Origin of the sequence: Stenotrophomonas sp. VV52 (assembly GCF_002893095.1) — a bacterium.
GTDB lineage: Bacteria > Pseudomonadota > Gammaproteobacteria > Xanthomonadales > Xanthomonadaceae > Stenotrophomonas > Stenotrophomonas aracearum.
The window spans coordinates 122,473-139,376 of record NZ_PKQQ01000010.1 but is presented as its reverse complement, the minus strand read 5'-3'; the positions used below and the strand labels follow the sequence as shown (position 1 = coordinate 139,376).

Below are 16,904 nucleotides of genomic sequence, written 5' to 3'. Positions count from 1 at the left end.
TTACCGGGCCCGATGCCGGAAACCCAACAAAAAACGTGCAGCACAGTCCGGTGACTGCATGAGCCCACGTTGTCAAAACGACACGACCACCCGAACACTATCGGTGCACCCATGAGCAAGCTGAACAAGACCATCCTCTCGGATTTCGAATCCGCCCAGATCACGCGCGAGCTGCCGAAGTTCAGCCAGGGTGACACCGTCGTCGTCAACGTGAAGGTGAAGGAAGGCAACCGCGAACGCGTCCAGGCGTACGAAGGCGTTGTCATCGGCACCAAGAACGCCGGCCTGAACTCCGCGTTCACCGTCCGCAAGATCTCGCACGGCTACGGCGTCGAGCGCGTCTTCCAGACCCACAGCGCCATCATCGACTCGGTCGAAGTGAAGCGTCGTGGTAAGGTCCGCGCCGGCAAGCTGTACTACCTGCGTGGCCTGGAAGGCAAGGCTGCCCGCATCAAGGAAGATCTGGCTGCCGCTGCGCAGGCCAAGGCCGCCCGCCTGGCTGCCAAGAACCAGTAATTCCGACCGGCACCTTCGGGTATCGCGTCAACGAAACGGCCACCGCAAGGTGGCCGTTTTTGTTTCTACCGCGGATCAGGATCCGCCACAGGCGACGGCGGCGCGGCCGGAATCTCTGCCGGCACCGCCATCTCTTCCCGGTGCGTCGGCAACATCGTCGCCTTGCGCCAGCCGCCCCAGCGGTAGTACGCCAGCGACATCAGCATCGCGCAGAACGAACTGATCGGGAAGCTCCACCACACTGCATCGGCCCCCCAGCGGTCCTGCAGCAGCTCGGCAAACGGCACGCGGATGCCCCACAACGACGCGGCCAGGATCAGCAGCGGCGGAATCACCGCGCCGGTCGATCGCACCACGCCGGAAATCACGAAGTTCACGCCGAAAAACAGGAACGACCACACTGCGATGTGGTTCAGATGGCGCGCCACGTCCAGCGCTTCGCTGCCGCTGGGCAGGAACAGGGCGAGCGTGTACCGGTCGAGCAGGATCAACGGCAGGATCAGCACGCCGGTCAGCAGGAAGTTGTACATCACCCCGCTGCGCGCAGTGCCACGCACGCGTGACCAGTTGCCCGCGCCCACGTTCTGCGCCGCCATCGACGAGCACGCCGCGCCGATCGCCATCGCCGGCATCTGCACGTAGGTCCACAGCTGCAGCGAAGCGCCATAGGCCGCGGCGGTGTCGGTCCCGTAGCTGTTGACCATGGTCATCATCATGATCATCGACAGCGAGATCAGCACCATCTGAAGGCCCATCGGCACGCCCTTGACCACCAGCGCGCGCAGGATCTCGGTATCGATCCTGAAAAGCGCCATGTCCTTGCGCCCCAGCCACAGCACGTGGCGCTTGTTGCGCATGTACCAGAGCAGGCCGACCAGCGACAGCGTCTGCGCGATCAGCGTGGCCCACGCCGCACCGGCAATGCCCAGCTGCGGGAACGGACCGATGCCGAAGATCAGCAGCGGGTTGAAGACGATGTCCAGCACCACCGACAGCAGCAGGAAGCGGAACGGCGTGCGCGAATCGCCCACGCCGCGCAGCGCCGAACTGAGGAAGGCGAACGCATACAGCGTGGGCATCGCCAGGAAGATGATGCGCAGGTAGGCCTCGGCCAGCGGCAGCGACGCCGCGGGCGTGCCCATCGCCGCCAGCAGCGGGTGCGACAGCCACCAGCCGGCGACGGCGATCACCACCGACAGGCCGATGAAGAAGGTGGCGCTGGTGCCCATCACCCGTCGGGCCTGGTCGATGTTGCGCGCCCCCATCGCCTGGCCGATCAGGATGGTGGCGGCCATGCCGATGCCGAACACCGAGCCGATCAGGAAGAACATGATGTTGTTGGCGTTGGCGGTCGCGGTCAGCGCCGCCTCGCCAAGGAAGCGGCCCACCCAGACCGCATTCACCGAGCCGTTCAATGACTGGGCGATGTTGCCGGCCAGGATCGGCAGGGCGAACAGGAACAGGTTGCGCCCGATCGGGCCGGTGGTCAGGTCAAGCGGCGCTTTGGCCATGTGCTATGGAGATCAGGTCCGGACAGCGGCACACTAGCACCAAGCCCGTCAGTGGGATATCGCCATGCATAGAAGCCCTGTAGTGCCGGCCGCCGGCCGGCTCCTCGCACAACCTGACCGATTCATGGCGGCGGCGCTGCTGCTCTTGATAGCCGCTGCACTGCCCGCATGTTCGAGTACAGACCGCATGCGCGATACCCAGGTCCGGCCTACCGACCGCCCCGAGTGCAACGTGGGCAGCCAGCGCCAGGATTTGAATGCCGGGGTGCCCACCCTGATCGGCGGTACCGGCTGCCGCACCGACCCGTCCCAACCGATGCCGCTGAACAAACGAACGGAGTAGCGATTCACCGATGACCGACGTTTTCGTGCCCGAACCGAGTGTCCGCCTGGATGTGTGGCTGTGGGCGGCGCGCTTCTTCAAGACCCGCAGCCTGGCCAAGCAGGCGGTGGAAACCGGCAAGGTCGACGTGGCGGGGCAACGCCCGAAATGCTCGCGCGCGGTGTGCGTGGGCGAGCAGCTGCAGATCAGCCGCGGCGATGAAGTGTATGAAGTGCAGGTACGCGGCCTGAGCGACCTGCGCGGCCCGGCGCCGGTGGCGCAGCAGTTGTATGCGGAAAGCGAAGCGTCGCTGGCACGCCGTGCTGAAGCCAGGGCGCAGCGTGCGGCGGCGCGGAATGGTTACCAGCCGCCGGAGCATCGCCCCGACAAGCGTGCGCGGCGGTTGATCCGTGCGCTGGGGGACCTCGACGCGTTGTAGGCATCGCGAGGGCCGGCCAACGGCCGGCGCTACCGGAGAGGCCCGCACCCTGCGGACCTCTCCTGATCCCTCACCGGTGCAGGTCGTACCGGTCCAGCTCCATCACCCGTGCCCAGGCGGCCACGAAGTCCTGCACGAACTTCTTCTCGCCGTCGGCGCTGGCGTACACCTCGGCCACCGCACGCAGCACCGAATTGGAGCCGAAGACCAGGTCCGCCCGGCTGCCGGTCCAGCGCTTCGTGCCGCTGCTGCGGGTGCTGCCGACGTATCCATCACCGCTGGCCTTCCACTCGGTACCCATGTCCAGCAGGTTGACGAAGAAGTCGTTGCTCAACGTGCCCGGGCGTTCGGTCAGCACGCCTTCGGTGCTGCCATCGACGTTCGCCCCCAGTACGCGCAGGCCACCGACCAGTGCGGTCAGCTCCGGCCCGGTCAGGGTCAGCAGTTGCGCGCGGTCGATCAGCAGTGCCTCGGCAGGCACCGCATAGCGCCCCTTGGTGTAGTTGCGGAATCCATCGGCATACGGCTCCAGCACCGCGAACGATTCCACATCGGTCTGCTCCTGGCTCGCGTCAGTGCGGCCCGGCGTGAACGGCACGTTGACCGTGTGGCCACCGGCCTTGGCCGCCTGCTCCACACCCACCGCACCGGCCAGTACGATCAGGTCGGCCAGCGACACCTGCGCGCCACCGTCGCCCTTGAAGCCGGCCTGGATCTTCTCCAGCGCGGCCAGCACCTTGGCCAGCTGCTTGGGCTGGTTCACCGCCCAGTCCTTCTGCGGGGCCAGGCGGATGCGCGCCCCGTTGGCGCCACCGCGCTTGTCCGAACCGCGGAAGGTGGATGCCGAGGCCCACGCGGTGGACACCAGTTCGGCCACGCTCAGCCCGGCGGCTGCGATCTGCTGCTTGAGCGCGGTCACATCGTTGCTGCTGATCTGCGCCTTCGGCGCGTCCGGCACCGGGTCCTGCCAGATGAAGGTTTCGGCTGGCACTTCCGGGCCGAGGTAGCGCGCACGCGGCCCCATGTCGCGGTGGGTCAGCTTGAACCACGCGCGGGCGAACGCGTCGGCGAACGCCTGCGGATTTTCCAGGAAATTGCGCGAGATTTTCTCGTAGGCCGGATCCAGGCGCAGCGACAGGTCGGTGGTGAGCATGGTCGGGCGGTGCTTCTTCGACGGATCATGCGCGTCGGGAATCACAGCCTCCGCATTCTTGGCCACCCACTGGTGCGCACCGGCCGGGCTCTTGGTCAGTTCCCATTCGTTGCCAAACAGGATCTCGAAGAAATCATGGCTCCACTGCGCCGGGGTGCGCGTCCAGGTGACCTCCAGGCCGCTGGTGATGGTGTCGCCGCCCTTTCCGCTGCGGAATTTGTTGGCCCAGCCCAGGCCCTGGTGTTCCAGGCCGGCCGCTTCCGGTTCCACGTCCACGTTGTCGGCCGGACCGGCGCCGTGGGTCTTGCCGAAACTGTGGCCGCCTGCGATCAGTGCGACGGTTTCCTCGTCGTCCATCGCCATGCGGCCGAAGGTGTCGCGGATGTCGATGGCAGCCTTGATGGGGTCGGGGTTGCCGTCCGGGCCTTCCGGGTTCACGTAGATCAGGCCCATCTGCACGGCTGCGAGCGGGTTTTCCAGCTTGCGCGAGTGGATGTCGCCGTCGGCGTCGTCATCGGAGACCAGCACGCCGTGGTCCTCGACCACGCCTTCGGAGCCATGCGCATAGCGCACGTCGCCACCGAGCCAGGTGGTCTCGCGGCCCCAGTACACGTCCTGGTCTGGTTCCCAGGTATCCGGGCGGCCGCCGGCGAAGCCCAGCGTCTTGAAGCCCATCGATTCCAGCGCGACGTTGCCGGTAAGGATCAGCAGGTCGGACCAGGAAATGGCCTGGCCGTACTTCTGCTTGATCGGCCACAGCAGGCGGCGCGCCTTGTCCAGGCTGACGTTGTCCGGCCAGCTGTTGAGCGGGGCGAAGCGCTGCTGGCCACGGCCGCCGCCGCCGCGTCCGTCACCGATGCGGTAGGTGCCAGCGCTGTGCCAGGCCATGCGCACGAACAGGCCGCCGTAATGGCCGAAGTCGGCCGGCCACCAGTCCTGCGAGTCGGTCATCAGCGCGGTCAGGTCGGCCTTGAGTGCGGCGTAGTCCAGCCCGGCGAAGGCCTTGGGGTAGTCGAAGTCCGCATCCAGCGGGTGCGAACGGGAGGAATGCTGGTTGAGCAGGTCCACGCGCAGCTGGTTGGGCCACCAGTCGCGGTTGGTGGTGGCGTCGCCGACGAGGGCGTGGTTGAACGGGCACTTCGCTTCGCTTTTCATGGGTGGTTGTACCTGTGGACTGGCGAATGTGGGAGGGGCCCCGCGGTGCATGCAAGGGCAGCCCATCTACCCTATGCAAGGCGTTGCTATCGGTAAATTTGATTGAAACTAAGGAATCGATAGTCGTGATCTATCAAAAGGGCGCCGGCCAAGGGAACCGGCGACCGGGTCAGCGCTTGAAGAGCATGCCCACTACGTCGCTCGCGCCAAATTTGCCATCGCCATCCTGGTCGAAGGCGTTGAGCAGCCCGCCGATGCCGCCACTGGCGGAAGCAGGCGTTTCGGCACCCAGGGCCTGGCTGAGTTCACCGGCATTGCCCTGCTGGGCGAAGCGCTGGGCCAGGAACGACATCACAATGGGTGCCAGCACGGCCAGCAGTTGGGTGGACCGTCCGCTGTCCAGGCCGGTCTTCTGGCCGAGCAGCTGGGCCGCCTGGGAGGTCTGCCCGCCGAACATGTGACCCAGGATGCCGGCCCCGTTGGTGGCGCCGCTACCGCCGCCGCCGAGCACGGCGCCGAGGATGCCGCCAATGTCCAGGCCGCCTGCGCCACCGCCGCCGCCGAGATGGTCCTTCTGCAGGGCGTTGAGCAGGGACTGGGCGCCCTGTGGCTGGCTGGCATTGGTACCAAGTGCACCCAACAGCAGTGGAACGGCTGCACTGATGGCCGAAGAGGCCTGCTGCGGTTCCAGGCCCAACTGCTGGGAAACCTGCTGCAGGCCTTGGCCTTGCTGCAATTGCGAGAAAAGAGCTTGAGTTAGCGAATTCGCATTCACGACCGACTCCTTTGCCCCGGGATGGGACGGCCGGAGCATAACGCCGCCTGCACGAAGGGCATGCGAAGGCTTCACGTCGGGGGTGGGCATCGCCTTGGTAGCGCCGGCCGTTGGCCGGCCCACGCAGGGTCGGATCCGGCCGAAGCGGCCCGACCTCCGGCTAAACCAGTGCCTTCAACCGGTACAACGCCTCCAAAGCCTGCTTCGGGGTCAGCTCGTCCGGGTCGATCGCCGCCAACGCCTCCTGCGCCTTGCTGGACGGGGCGGTGAACAGCCCGAACTGCTGCGGCGCATCCAGCGCCTGCGGTGTCACGCTGGCGGTCACGGTCTCGCCGCCACGCTGCTCCAGCTCGGCCAGCCGGCGCCGGGCCTGGGCCACGGTGGCCCGGGGCAGGCCGGCCAGGGCGGCCACCTGCAGGCCGAAGCTGCGGTTGGCCGGGCCGTCCTTCACCGCGTGCATGAACACCAGCGCCTCGCCGTGCTCGACCGCGTCCAGGTGAACGTTGGCGATGCCGCTGGTGCCGCCCTGGTGCTGCTCGTCGGCGAGCGCGGTCAGCTCGAAGTAGTGGGTCGCGAACAGCGTGTAGCAGCCGTTCTCGAAGGCCAGGTGGCGGGCCACCGCGTCGGCCAGGGCCAGGCCGTCGTAGGTCGAGGTGCCACGGCCGATCTCGTCCATCAGCACCAGCGACTGCGCGGTGGCGTGGTGCAGGATGTAGCTGGTCTCGCTCATTTCGACCATGAAGGTCGACTGCCCGCGCGCCAGGTCGTCGCCGGCGCCGATGCGGGTGAGGATGCGGTCGATCGGGCCGATCACCGCGCGGCTGGCGGGCACGAAGCTGCCGATATGGGCCAGCAGCACGATCAGCGCGTTCTGGCGCATGTAGGTGGACTTACCGCCCATGTTCGGGCCGGTGATCACCAGCATGCGGCGGTCCGGGTGCAGGTCCAGGTCGTTGGGCTCGAACGGCTGCTCACGCACCGCTTCCACCACCGGGTGGCGGCCGCGCTCGATGCGCAGGCACGGCGCGCTGTCCAGCTCGGGGCGGGCCCAGTCCAGCGCCTGCGCGCGTTCGGCGAAACCGGCCAGCACGTCCAGTTCGCTTAGCGCCGCCGCGCACTGCTTCAGCGGTTCCAGCTCGCTGCCGAGCGTGTCCAGCAATTGTTCGTACAGCAGCTTCTCGCGTGACAGCGAACGCTCGCGCGCTGAAAGCACCTTGTCTTCGAAGGACTTCAGCTCTTCGGTGATGTAGCGCTCGGCATTGGTCAGCGTCTGGCGGCGGGTGTAATGCACCGGCGCCTTGTCGCTCTGGCCCTTGCTGATTTCAATGTAGTAACCGTGCACGCGGTTGTAGCCGACCTTCAGCGTGGCGATGCCGCTGCTGGCGCGCTCGCGCTGTTCCAGGTCGACCAGGAACTGGTCGGCGTGGGTCGAGAGCCGGCGCAGTTCGTCCAGCTCCGCGTCGTAGCCTTCGGCAATCACGCCGCCGTCGCTGAGTTTCATCGGCGGGGTAGGGGCGATGGCCGAGGCGAGCAGGTGCGCGCATGCGTCATGCGAACCCAGCGACTCGCGCAGCGCCACCAGGCGCGGCGAATCCAGCGGCGCCAGCACCGCACGCACCTCCGGCAGCAGCCCGAGCCCGTCGCGCAGCGTGGAGAAATCGCGTGGACGCGCCGAGCGCAGCGCCACGCGGGTCAGGATGCGTTCCAGGTCGCCGAGCGCACGGAAGGCATCGCGCACATCGCCGTCGGCACCGCGGTCGATCAAGGTCGCCACCGCATCGTGGCGCTGTTGCAGCACTTCGCGCACGCGCAGTGGCCGGTGCAGCCAGCGTCGCAGCAGGCGCCCGCCCATCGGCGTCACCGTGGTGTCGAGCACGCCGAGCAGGGTGTTGCGGGTGTCGCCGTCAACGCGCGTATCCAGTTCCAGATGGCGGCGCGTGGCCGCGTTCATCGCGATGGCTTCGCTGGCCGACTCGGTGGCGATGGCGGTCAGGTGCGGCAGCCGCTGCTTCTGGGTTTCTTCCACGTAACCCAGCAGCGCGCCGGCGGCAGCGGTGGCGCGCGGCTTGTCGTCGATGCCGAAGCCGGTGAGGTCGTGCAGCTTGAAGAAGGCCAGCAGCTGGCGGCGGCCGCTGTCGGCGTCGAACAGCCACGGCGCCCGACGGCGGATGCCGCTGCGCTGCTTCAGGAAGTCCGGCCAGTTCTCTTCGTCCGGCACCAGCAGCTCGGCCGGTTCCAGCCGGGCCAGCTCGGCCTCCAGCGCGTCTTCGGAATCGACCTCGTTGACCAGGAAGCGACCGCCGGCCAGGTCGGCCCAGGCCAGACCATAGCCATTCTTGCCACGCGACAGTGCCATCAGAAGCGTGTCGCGTCGCTCGTCCAGCAGCGCCTCATCGGTGACGGTGCCGGGGGTGACGATGCGCACCACCTTGCGCTCGACCAGCCCCTTGGCCAGCGCCGGGTCCCCGATCTGCTCGCAGATCGCCACCGACTCGCCCAGCGCCACCAGTCGCGCCAGGTAACCCTCATAGGCATGTACCGGCACGCCGGCCATCGGAATGGGCGCGCCGCCGGAGCTGCCGCGCTGGGTCAGGGTGATATCCAGCAGCCGCGCCGCCTTGCGCGCGTCGTCGTAGAACAGCTCGTAGAAGTCGCCCATCCGGAAGAACAGCAGCAGGTCCGGGTAATCGGACTTGGCGGCAAAGAACTGCTTCATCAGCGGGGTGTGTTCGGCGGGCTTCTGGGTCACGCGGGGTCCATCGGAGCAGGCGGGTCCCCCTATTGTAGAGCCACGCCCTGCGTGGCTGGGCCCTGCGCTGATCCACTTGGTGCCACGTCCTGCGCTTTCATGGGAAGCAAAAAAAACCCGGGCCCGTCACTCACGTAAAGCGTGTGAGGAGGGGAGCTGATCCGGGTGTGTGGATCCATTGTATTCCCGGGTCAGCCAGTCAACACCTTGATGCGGGGATGGGCCGCAAGGATGTCCATGACAATCTGGTAGAAAGTGAGCCTTTTTCCAGCGTCCAGCGCCTGCAACTGGCCCGCGATGTGCGGTCGGTTGAACCTGTCGTTTCCATCCAGCTTAGCCTGCAGCCAGGCACGGGTAGTCTCCACACCGAGCGCTCTGCGGCTATGTTCGATGTCCTTCCAGATCAACGTCGCGCCTGCGTGTCCGGCCGACACCCCGTAACCGCCGTAAAGCATGTCATCCAGCGCATCCAGGCTATGCCCGAGCTGCCAGTCCTCGTCGGCCATGAAGACGCGGTTGATCTCCGCGTAGAAGCTGGGGATGTCGTGCACGGCGCCGCCCTCGAAAACCAGCACCAGGGGATCCGGGTTCGTCATTCCGTCCTGTCCGTCGGGATGGGGTGTCACACATGTATATGGGAATCGCCAACGGTTATTTAACTGCGGCGTTGCGGCGTGAAAGAGTGGGCTTCTGTTCACGATCCGCCTCGGAGGCCGTTCGCCCATGTCCATCGCCCGCTCCCTGTCGCCGCTCAAGGTTATCGGTGCCACCGCACTGTCTGCAATGCTGCTGTTGGCTGCCCCGCAGGTCGTTTCCGCTGAAGAGGCGGCCTCGCCGCTGCGTGCCTACCTGGCCGCCAAGCACGACGCCATCCAGGCACAGTCGGCCAAACCGGCTACGCCCACCGCCATCCACGCGAAGGTCACCGCCGAAAGCCGCTCGGGCGTGCGCCGCCTGCGCATAGGTCAGACCGGGGAATTCCAGTACATCAGCGACAGCGGCCGCGACTACGCCGGCTACAACCTCGGCGCCGGCTCCTGGGACTCGCTGGTGGGCACGCTGGCCAGTGCCGTGGCCGACGAATACATCGTGCAGGCGGCTGCGCAGGGCGTGCCGCTGGATGCGCTGGACGTGGTGTTTACCAGCATTCCCGAGCGCAAGAGCGAGAACCTGGACTACCCGAACAACCTTTCCTACGTGGCCTACATCGACTCACCGGCCACCGATGCGCAGCTGCAGGCACTCAAGCGCGCCGTGCATGAGAAGTCCTCGGCCATCGACCTGGTGACCCGGCCGCAGCAGGTCAGCCATGCCGAGGTGGAATACATCCACAGTCCAGCGTCGCGCGATTCGAAGCTTCCGCCAGGTCTGCGCGACTTCATCACCGAAGAAAAGCGTCCGGCGGTGCTGGCAAGGCAGGTCAAGCCGGCCGCCGGGAAGGCCAAGCCGGCTGGCACGGAGCCGCTGGTCGCACGCGCCCACGTCGAGCCCCACACCGGCCTGCGCCGCACATTCCTGGGCAAGGACGGGTACCACCAGCAGCTGCACGACAGCGCGCCCGAACTGCTGGGCTATGCGCTCGCCCCGACCGTCGAGGAACACCTGCTTGGCGTGACCGGTACCTGCCTGACCCACATCTTCGAGGTGCAGGCCGCCTCGCGGAACGTGCTGCTGGATTCGCTTGAACTCACCGTGGACGGCCAGGTGAGCCCGCGCTTCGGCAGCAACGTCACCTCGCCGGCCCGCTTCAGCGATATCCGCTACAAGGTGCGCATTGAATCGCCGGCGTCGGAGCAGGAGATCGACGCGCTGCGCCAGTCGGTCGAAGCCACCTGCCCGCTGTACAACCTGGTCAAGGACGAACAGAAGCTGGAAGGCAGCATCGTGCGAGGCGCGTATGCAGAAGCCGCGCGCTGAGAGTGCATTCGGCCGCCGCGCCGCGCGCGGCCTGCCGTGGCGACGCAGCCACCTGGCGCTGGCGCTGTGCACGCTGCTGGCGCCGGTGGGCGAGGCTGCCGAGCCTGCCGAGGAAAGCACTGCGTCCGCCTCGCAGACCCAGGGCTCCAACGCCCGGTTGCTGGACAAGGTCTCGGTGCTCGGTTCGCAGATCGCCGGGGGCGGCGCGCAGGCGGCGCTGCCGGTGGTTGCGGTGGACCGTGAGCAGATCGACGCCACGGCGGCGACCAACGGCAACGAGCTGTTCCGCAGCCTGCCGCAGTTCGGCGATGTGGCCATCACCGAGAAAGGCACCACCAATGCAGGCCGCAACTCCAACGTTGCGCGCGGCGATGTCGGCTCGGTGAACCTGCGCAACCTGGGCTCCAAGTACACGCTGCTGCTGGTCAACGGCCGCCGTACCGTGCAGCACCCGATCAGCAACAGCGGCGACGACACCACCTACAACGCCAATGCCATTCCGGTGTTCGGCCTGGAACGGGTCAACCTGCTGCTGGATGGCGCGTCGTCCATCTACGGCTCCGACGCCATCGCAGGCGTTGTCGACCTGGTGATGCCGAGCAACCTGGCCGATGGCGGTGGGATCAAACTGAACTACGGCAAGGTGAGCGACGGCCACCGCGAAGACGTGTCGCTGGAAGGATACTTCGGCAGCGACTTTGCCGGAGGGCGCGGCAACCTGTCGCTGCTGTACGGCTTCTCGAAGCGCACCGCACAGCTGAACTCCGATGCGTGGTTCACCGCCACCGATGGCCGCCGTCCGCTCGGCGACGGCACCAGCGTGCCGGACCCGAACGGCACCACCGGCTTCAGCACGCGAACCCCCTGGGGCCACTTCGAGACCTACACCGGTGGGCGCCGTACCGGCAGCTGGTACGTCAATCCGACCACGGGTGCCTTGACCAGTGGTTCGGTGCCGACGCGCTACCACTACGATTCGGCGGCCGAGCCAGGCATCACCTCGTCGCCGGCAATCCGCAAGGGCAACGTGTTTGCCAGCGGCCGCTACGACCTGACCGACAACCTGCAGCTGTTCGGCGAACTGGCCTATTACCGTGCCAGTTCCGAGTCCTGGGTGAGCAGCGAGTCCGGCTTCGGCGGTGATGGCTTCCTGCTGCACATCCGCCCGGACGCGTACTGGGTGCCGCAGTCGCTGCGCGGTGCGGACGCGATCCGGCTGCTCAACTATCAGTTCGCAGACTCCGGCATTCGAAAGGTCAAGGTGGACAACGACCAGTCGCGGTTCCTGCTGGGCGTGCGCGGCTGGACCGAAGGTGGCTGGAACTGGGAAAGCGCGCTGCTGTACTCGCGGGCGCGCAGCACCGACACCCAGCAGGGCGGGCTGACCGATGCTTTCATCGAAGCGGTGAACCGCACCGATGCCAGCGCCTACAACCCCTTCAGCGGCGGCGACCCGGCCAGCATCCGCGTCGGTGACGCCACGCCCTACGACACCTCGTCGTTCATCGGCGAGGCCACCCGCGAAGGAACGGCGGAACTGGCGCTGTGGGACTTCAAGATCAACCGTTCCGACCTGTTGAGCTGGTACGCGGGTGACATTGGCATGGCGGCGGGCGTTGAGTACCGTTATGAGAGCCGCACCGACGACCGCGATGACAACATCGACGGCAGCAACCCCTACACGGACTGGTACACCGGCACCATCGCGCGCAGCAATTTCTTCACCCATAGCCCGCGACCGGATGTCCACGGCAGCCGCAACGTCAAGTCGGCGCTGATCGAATTCGCGGTGCCGCTGGTCTCGCCGGCGCAGAACGTGCCGTTCGTGCAGTCGCTGGACCTGCAGTTGGCCGGACGGTGGGAGGACTACAGTGATGCGGGGCAGGTCGCGAAACCGAAACTGGCGGCGGCCTGGAAAGTGAACGACAGCGTGCTGCTGCGTGGCTCGGTAAGTGGTGGCTTCCGCGCACCCGGACTGGAACTGGTCAACTCACCGCCGACCTACGGGTTCGGTTTCAACAACGATGCCATCCGCTGCCACGCGCTGATCGCCAAGGGCGCGCAGCCCGACTACAGCGCCTGCTTGAATGCCTTCAGCAGCGGCTCGGTGGTGAAGCCGTCGGTAAGCGCGGTGACCTCCTACGGTGAGGATGTCAAACCGGAAACAACGAAGCAGTCGTCGTGGGGCGCAGTGTTCGAGCCGCGGTTCCTGCCGGAACGCTTCGGCACGATCAGCCTGAGCGTGGATGCGTGGCGGGTAAAGGTCGAGAATCCGATCAGCACGCTGGGGGATGAATTGCTCTACGACGCGTACCTGCGCGTGGTGGAGGGCAGCAGCAACCCGAACGTGGTGCGCGCTGCGGTGACCGCCGAGGACATTGCGCAGTTCGAAGGTTCGGGTCTGGCGCCGGCCGGCGTGGTGACGCATGTCTACAACCGCTATCAGAACCGCAATCCGCTGACCGCGTCGGGCGTGGACTACAACTTCAACTGGCGCCTGACCGGGACCGCGTGGGGCAACTTCGCGTTTCTGGTCAGTGCCAGCCAGCTGAGGGAATACACCCAGCAGAAGCCCGCCGAGGTGCAGCTGGTGGCGGCCGCCATCGCCAGCGGGCAGCTGAACATCATCGCGCCGGACCTGGGCGCGGCCAACGAAGTCGGCATCAATGGCGCCAAGCCCGAATGGCGAGCCAGCGCCACCCTGATCTGGAACCTGCAGGACTGGACGGTGCGCCTCCGCGACGACTACATCGACAGCGTGACCGCCGGTGCCTACGCCGACCGCACGCCGTTCGTGGTGGGCTCCACCCAGCGCTGGACGCTGTCGGTGAAGAAGGAGTTCACCCAGGGCGCGCTCGCTGGCGCTGCGGTGGAGGTGGGCGCAAGAAACCTGTTCGACAAGGAACCGCCGCTCAATGCCTCCGGCAATTACCTGAGCGCGCTGCACGAAACCTACGGGCGTTACCTCTACGCCGGCATTTCCAAAAACTGGTGAACGACATGAAGACACGCGCACGTGCCTGTTTGTTTGTAACGAGCCTGTTCGTAACGGCCTGCAGCCAGCAGGACAGGGTGGCAGTCGCCACGCCCGCCGTTGCGCCGGTGGCCGATGCGTTCCAACGCGAGCACGCCGCGTGGGTCCGCGAGCGTGCCGCCGACCTGGGCAAGCCCGACGGCTGGATCAGCCTGATCGGACTGCACTGGATCGAGCCCGGGACGCACAGCGTGGGCGGCGGCGAGGAGAACGCCATCCACCTGGCGATCGCGCCGGATCGGCTGGGCCAGGTGGAGCAGCGCGCCGACGGCCTGTACTTCCAACCCACCGAGGGCGTACCGATCACCGCCGACGGCACGCCGCTGCGCGGCGAGCTGAAGTTGACGCCGGAAGGCGCGGGCGGAGGGACCAAGCTGGAGTACGACGGCGGCAAGGGCCAGATCACCGCGATCAAGCGTGGCCAGCGGCTGGCGCTGCGGGTGCGCCATGCGGACGCGCCGGCACGCTTGGCCTTCCATGGCCTGGACTTCTTCCCGGCCGACCCGGACTGGCGGGTGCAGGCGCACTTCGTGCCGCACCCGGCCGGCAGGACGCTGCCCATCGCGAGCGTGATCGGCACGGTGACCGACACGCCCAATCCGGGCTATGTGACCTTCGAGAAGGAGGGGCGCGAGTGGCGGTTGGAAGCGCTGGGGGATCCGGAAAAGGGGTTGAACCTGATGTTCCAGGACCAGACCACCGGCAAACTGAGTTACGGGGTAGGGCGCTACCTGCACACCGATCCGGTCGCGGCGGACGGCACGGTTGTCGTGGACTTCAATCGCGCCTACAACCCGCCCTGCGCGTACACCGATTACGCGACCTGCCCGCTGCCGCCGCCGGAAAACCGCCTCGCCTGGCAGGACGGCAACGGTCAGCGCGAACGGCTGGCGGTGCTTGCCGGGGAGAAGAAGTACGCGTTGGCAAAGCACTGAGCTGCACGCTGCATGCCAGGTTCGCGCCCCCGGCTGCCGCCTGAACGGGGCGAACCACCTTGACGCGGTATCGACGGGTTTTCACGGTGGATTGTCAGCCGCGCGCCGACACTGGCGCTACGTGATGAGACGAGGGAGACAACCATGAATCTTTCAACCCGGAACATGCTGTGTGCAGCCGCCCTGATGGCCTCGGTATTCAGCGCCAGCGCCCAGACCTACGGGCCGAAGGACGAAGGGCGCCGCTTCAATGACGGCACCAAGGTGGTCTGCAAGAACGTCGAGGTACAGCGCAACAGCAAGGATCCGAACCGCATTGCCGGCACCGCTACCGGTGCGGTGGTCGGTGGCCTGCTCGGCAATCAGGTCGGCGGCGGCAGCGGCAAGAAGATCGCCACCGTGGCCGGCGCGGTTGCCGGTGGCGCAGCCGGTCGCCAGATCCAGGGCAACTCGCAGAGCAGGAACGGCGACCGCGTAGTTGAGCGCCAGTGCTACCGCCGCTGATTCAGGCGTCGGTACAACCAGGCAAATGAAAAGGGCTGGCCTCGTGCCAGCCCTTCTCTTTATCGAGTCGGTGGGAATCCTGCAATCGTGCGCGCGCCAGTAATGATCATGCGCAGCATCTGCGCGGTCTGTTCGATCATTTCCGGGTCGCGCTCGGGAGGCTGGTCCAGCGCGGTTCCGCCCATGGCGAACACAAGGCGGGTGATCGCCTTGGCCACCAGGTGCGGCTCATGCAGCCGCGCGCCGTTGTCGGCATGCGCCAGCCGGATCAGGTCCACGCACAGCTCTTCTTCGAAGTAGTTCAGTTCGCGCTCCACCGCCTGCTTGAACGCGTCCGAGCCGGCGCTGCCTTCGCGCAGCAGCACGTGCAGCAGGCGGTCGTCGGCGCGCAGCTGCTCGAAGAAGGTTTCCACCGAAAGGCGGATCACGCTGCGGTCGGACGACGCCGCGCGCTGCCGCGACTCACCGATGATGGTGCGCAGCGAACGGCCGGCCAGGTCGATCAGCGCCACGGTCAGCTCGTCCATGTCGCGGAACTGGCGGTAGAACGAGTTCGGCGCGATCCCCGCTTCGCGGGCCACTTCGCGCAGGCTCAGGGTCGAGACGCTGCGGTGCGGGCCGATCAGCGCCAACGCGGCGGCCAGCAGGTCCTCGCGGGAAATCGAGGCTTTGCGGGCCGGCAGGGCGTCGTCGTGGACGGTCAGGTGCGAATCGGGCGGGGTCATCCAGGGGCCAGACGGTCAAGTCCCTGAATCATAGCCGGTCCGGACAATATACAAGTGTATACACAGCTGTATGCTCGCCCGTATAGTGGGCCCCATGAGCGCTCTCCCTCGTCCTGCCGCCCGCCGTTCGTCCCTCTTACCCCGTCACTGGGTGTCTGAAGAGCTGTTCGACTTCTGGGCCGGTCGCGTGAATCCCCTCTGGACCCAGCGCCGTGCGCGGGCCCGGCTGGTGGCCCGCGATGTGGCCAGCGCCGACGCGGTCACTCTGGTGCTGCGCCCGAACCGGCATTTCCGCGGCGTGGCGCCGGGCCAGCACATCACCCTGGGCGTGGAGGTGGACGGCCGCCGGCTGAGCCGCAGCTACAGCCCCACCGTGCTGGACGACGGCAGCTTGGCGATCACGGTCAAGGCCGTGGCCGGCGGCAAGGTCAGCCAGCATCTGGCGCAGCACGCACAGGTGGGCGAGGTGTTCGAACTGGGCGAGGCGTTCGGCGAGATGACCCTGCCTGCAACCCCTTCCGCACGCCTGCTGTTGCTGGCTGCCGGCAGCGGCATCACCCCCATGCGTGCGCTGCTGCGCCAGCTGGACGTGGCCGGCATGCCGGTACAGGCCGATCTGGTGTACTGGGCACAGCAGCGCGAAGCCCTGTGCTTTGCCGAGGAGCTCGCCGCCATCGCCGCGCGCCACCCCGGCTTCCACGTGCATCTGGCGCTGACCCGCGACCCCGCAGTGCCTGCCGCGCGGGTGGGTGACTACGACTTCAGCACGTTTGGCGATCTGTCCAACGCGCATGTGATGGCCTGTGGCCCAGGTGGGTTCATTGACGCCGCGCATGCCCGCCTGCACGGCCAGGTGGCCACGCTGCAGTCCGAAGCTTTCACCCCGCCGGTGCTGCCGGATGTGGAAACCGGCACGGTGCAGGTGGAGCTGCGCCGCAGCGGCCGCACCCTGGAACTGCCGCGTGGCACCTCGCTGCTGCAGGCGCTGGAAGCCGAAGGGCTGCGCCCGGCCAGTGGCTGCCGCATGGGCATCTGCAATACCTGCGTGTGCGGCAAGGCCAGTGGCGTGACCCGCCACACCCTGACCGGCGAGTACGCGGCCGAACCGGCCACGCAAGTGAAGCTGTGCGTGAACAGCGCCAGCACCGACCTGATCCTGGAGCTCTGAG

Annotated in this window: 14 protein-coding genes; 8 read left to right on the top strand and 6 right to left on the bottom strand. The window is 67.0% G+C overall.

Going from position 1 to position 16,904, the window contains the following annotated elements; all coding sequences use genetic code 11:
• The first annotated feature begins 111 nt into the window (after nucleotides 1–111).
• Nucleotides 112–516: a 50S ribosomal protein L19 gene (rplS, locus tag C2U58_RS15945; protein ID WP_070209559.1), complete on the top strand. Its 405-nt coding sequence runs from the start codon at nucleotides 112–114 to the stop codon at nucleotides 514–516.
• Nucleotides 517–581: 65 nt separating this feature from the next.
• Here rplS and C2U58_RS15940 read toward each other — a convergent pair whose 3' ends face one another.
• Nucleotides 582–2,027 carry an MATE family efflux transporter gene (locus tag C2U58_RS15940; protein ID WP_102946753.1) on the bottom strand — a complete coding sequence of 482 codons (1,446 nt, stop codon included), beginning with the start codon at nucleotides 2,025–2,027 and terminating at the stop codon, nucleotides 582–584.
• A 124-nt stretch (nucleotides 2,028–2,151) separates the two neighbouring features.
• Between C2U58_RS15940 and C2U58_RS15935 the strand changes: the two genes are divergently transcribed.
• Entirely contained in the window at nucleotides 2,152–2,370 is a 219-nt protein-coding gene (locus C2U58_RS15935; RefSeq protein ID WP_102946752.1) for a hypothetical protein, read from the top strand.
• 10 nt (nucleotides 2,371–2,380) lie between these two features.
• Complete coding sequence (locus C2U58_RS15930; RefSeq protein ID WP_102946751.1) at nucleotides 2,381–2,788, top strand: S4 domain-containing protein; 408 nt, start codon at nucleotides 2,381–2,383, stop codon at nucleotides 2,786–2,788.
• A gap of 70 nt (nucleotides 2,789–2,858) precedes the next feature.
• Here C2U58_RS15930 and katG read toward each other — a convergent pair whose 3' ends face one another.
• The 4 genes from katG to C2U58_RS15910 form a co-directional block, all read right to left on the bottom strand.
• Nucleotides 2,859–5,096: a catalase/peroxidase HPI gene (katG, locus tag C2U58_RS15925; RefSeq protein WP_102946750.1), complete on the bottom strand. Its 2,238-nt coding sequence runs from the start codon at nucleotides 5,094–5,096 to the stop codon at nucleotides 2,859–2,861.
• Between the two features lie 169 nt (nucleotides 5,097–5,265).
• Nucleotides 5,266–5,910 (bottom strand): DUF937 domain-containing protein, encoded by a 645-nt coding sequence (locus C2U58_RS15920; protein ID WP_102946749.1) that lies wholly within the window; start codon nucleotides 5,908–5,910, stop codon nucleotides 5,266–5,268.
• A gap of 121 nt (nucleotides 5,911–6,031) precedes the next feature.
• On the bottom strand, nucleotides 6,032–8,587 hold the full coding sequence (mutS, locus tag C2U58_RS15915; protein ID WP_102946790.1) for a DNA mismatch repair protein MutS: 2,556 nt from the start codon (nucleotides 8,585–8,587) through the stop codon (nucleotides 6,032–6,034).
• 224 nt (nucleotides 8,588–8,811) lie between these two features.
• Nucleotides 8,812–9,216, bottom strand: coding sequence for a barstar family protein (locus C2U58_RS15910; protein WP_102946748.1), 405 nt, complete (start codon nucleotides 9,214–9,216; stop codon nucleotides 8,812–8,814).
• 127 nt (nucleotides 9,217–9,343) lie between these two features.
• On the opposite strand from C2U58_RS15910, the gene C2U58_RS15905 reads away from it, so the two are divergent.
• The 4 genes from C2U58_RS15905 (at nucleotide 9,344) to C2U58_RS15890 (ending at nucleotide 15,010) form a co-directional block, all read left to right on the top strand.
• Nucleotides 9,344–10,537 carry an OsmC family protein gene (locus C2U58_RS15905; protein WP_102946747.1) on the top strand — a complete coding sequence of 398 codons (1,194 nt, stop codon included), beginning with the start codon at nucleotides 9,344–9,346 and terminating at the stop codon, nucleotides 10,535–10,537.
• A complete protein-coding gene (locus tag C2U58_RS15900; RefSeq protein ID WP_102946746.1) occupies nucleotides 10,518–13,532 on the top strand; it encodes a TonB-dependent receptor in 3,015 nt (1,004 codons plus the stop codon). The genes C2U58_RS15905 and C2U58_RS15900 overlap by 20 nt, the downstream gene beginning before the upstream one ends.
• A 5-nt stretch (nucleotides 13,533–13,537) precedes the next feature.
• Nucleotides 13,538–14,506 carry a DUF1684 domain-containing protein gene (locus C2U58_RS15895; RefSeq protein ID WP_102946789.1) on the top strand — a complete coding sequence of 323 codons (969 nt, stop codon included), beginning with the start codon at nucleotides 13,538–13,540 and terminating at the stop codon, nucleotides 14,504–14,506.
• A 186-nt stretch (nucleotides 14,507–14,692) separates the two neighbouring features.
• Complete coding sequence (locus C2U58_RS15890) at nucleotides 14,693–15,010, top strand: glycine zipper 2TM domain-containing protein (RefSeq protein WP_253256767.1); 318 nt, start codon at nucleotides 14,693–14,695, stop codon at nucleotides 15,008–15,010.
• Nucleotides 15,011–15,069: 59 nt separating this feature from the next.
• Here the strand turns inward: C2U58_RS15890 and fabR are convergent, their stop codons facing one another.
• Nucleotides 15,070–15,735, bottom strand: a complete 666-nt coding sequence (fabR, locus tag C2U58_RS15885; protein ID WP_102946744.1) for an HTH-type transcriptional repressor FabR — start codon at nucleotides 15,733–15,735, stop codon at nucleotides 15,070–15,072.
• Nucleotides 15,736–15,829: 94 nt separating this feature from the next.
• On the opposite strand from fabR, the gene C2U58_RS15880 reads away from it, so the two are divergent.
• On the top strand, nucleotides 15,830–16,903 hold the full coding sequence (locus tag C2U58_RS15880; RefSeq protein WP_102946743.1) for a ferredoxin reductase: 1,074 nt from the start codon (nucleotides 15,830–15,832) through the stop codon (nucleotides 16,901–16,903).
• The last annotated feature ends 1 nt before the right edge of the window (nucleotide 16,904 follow it).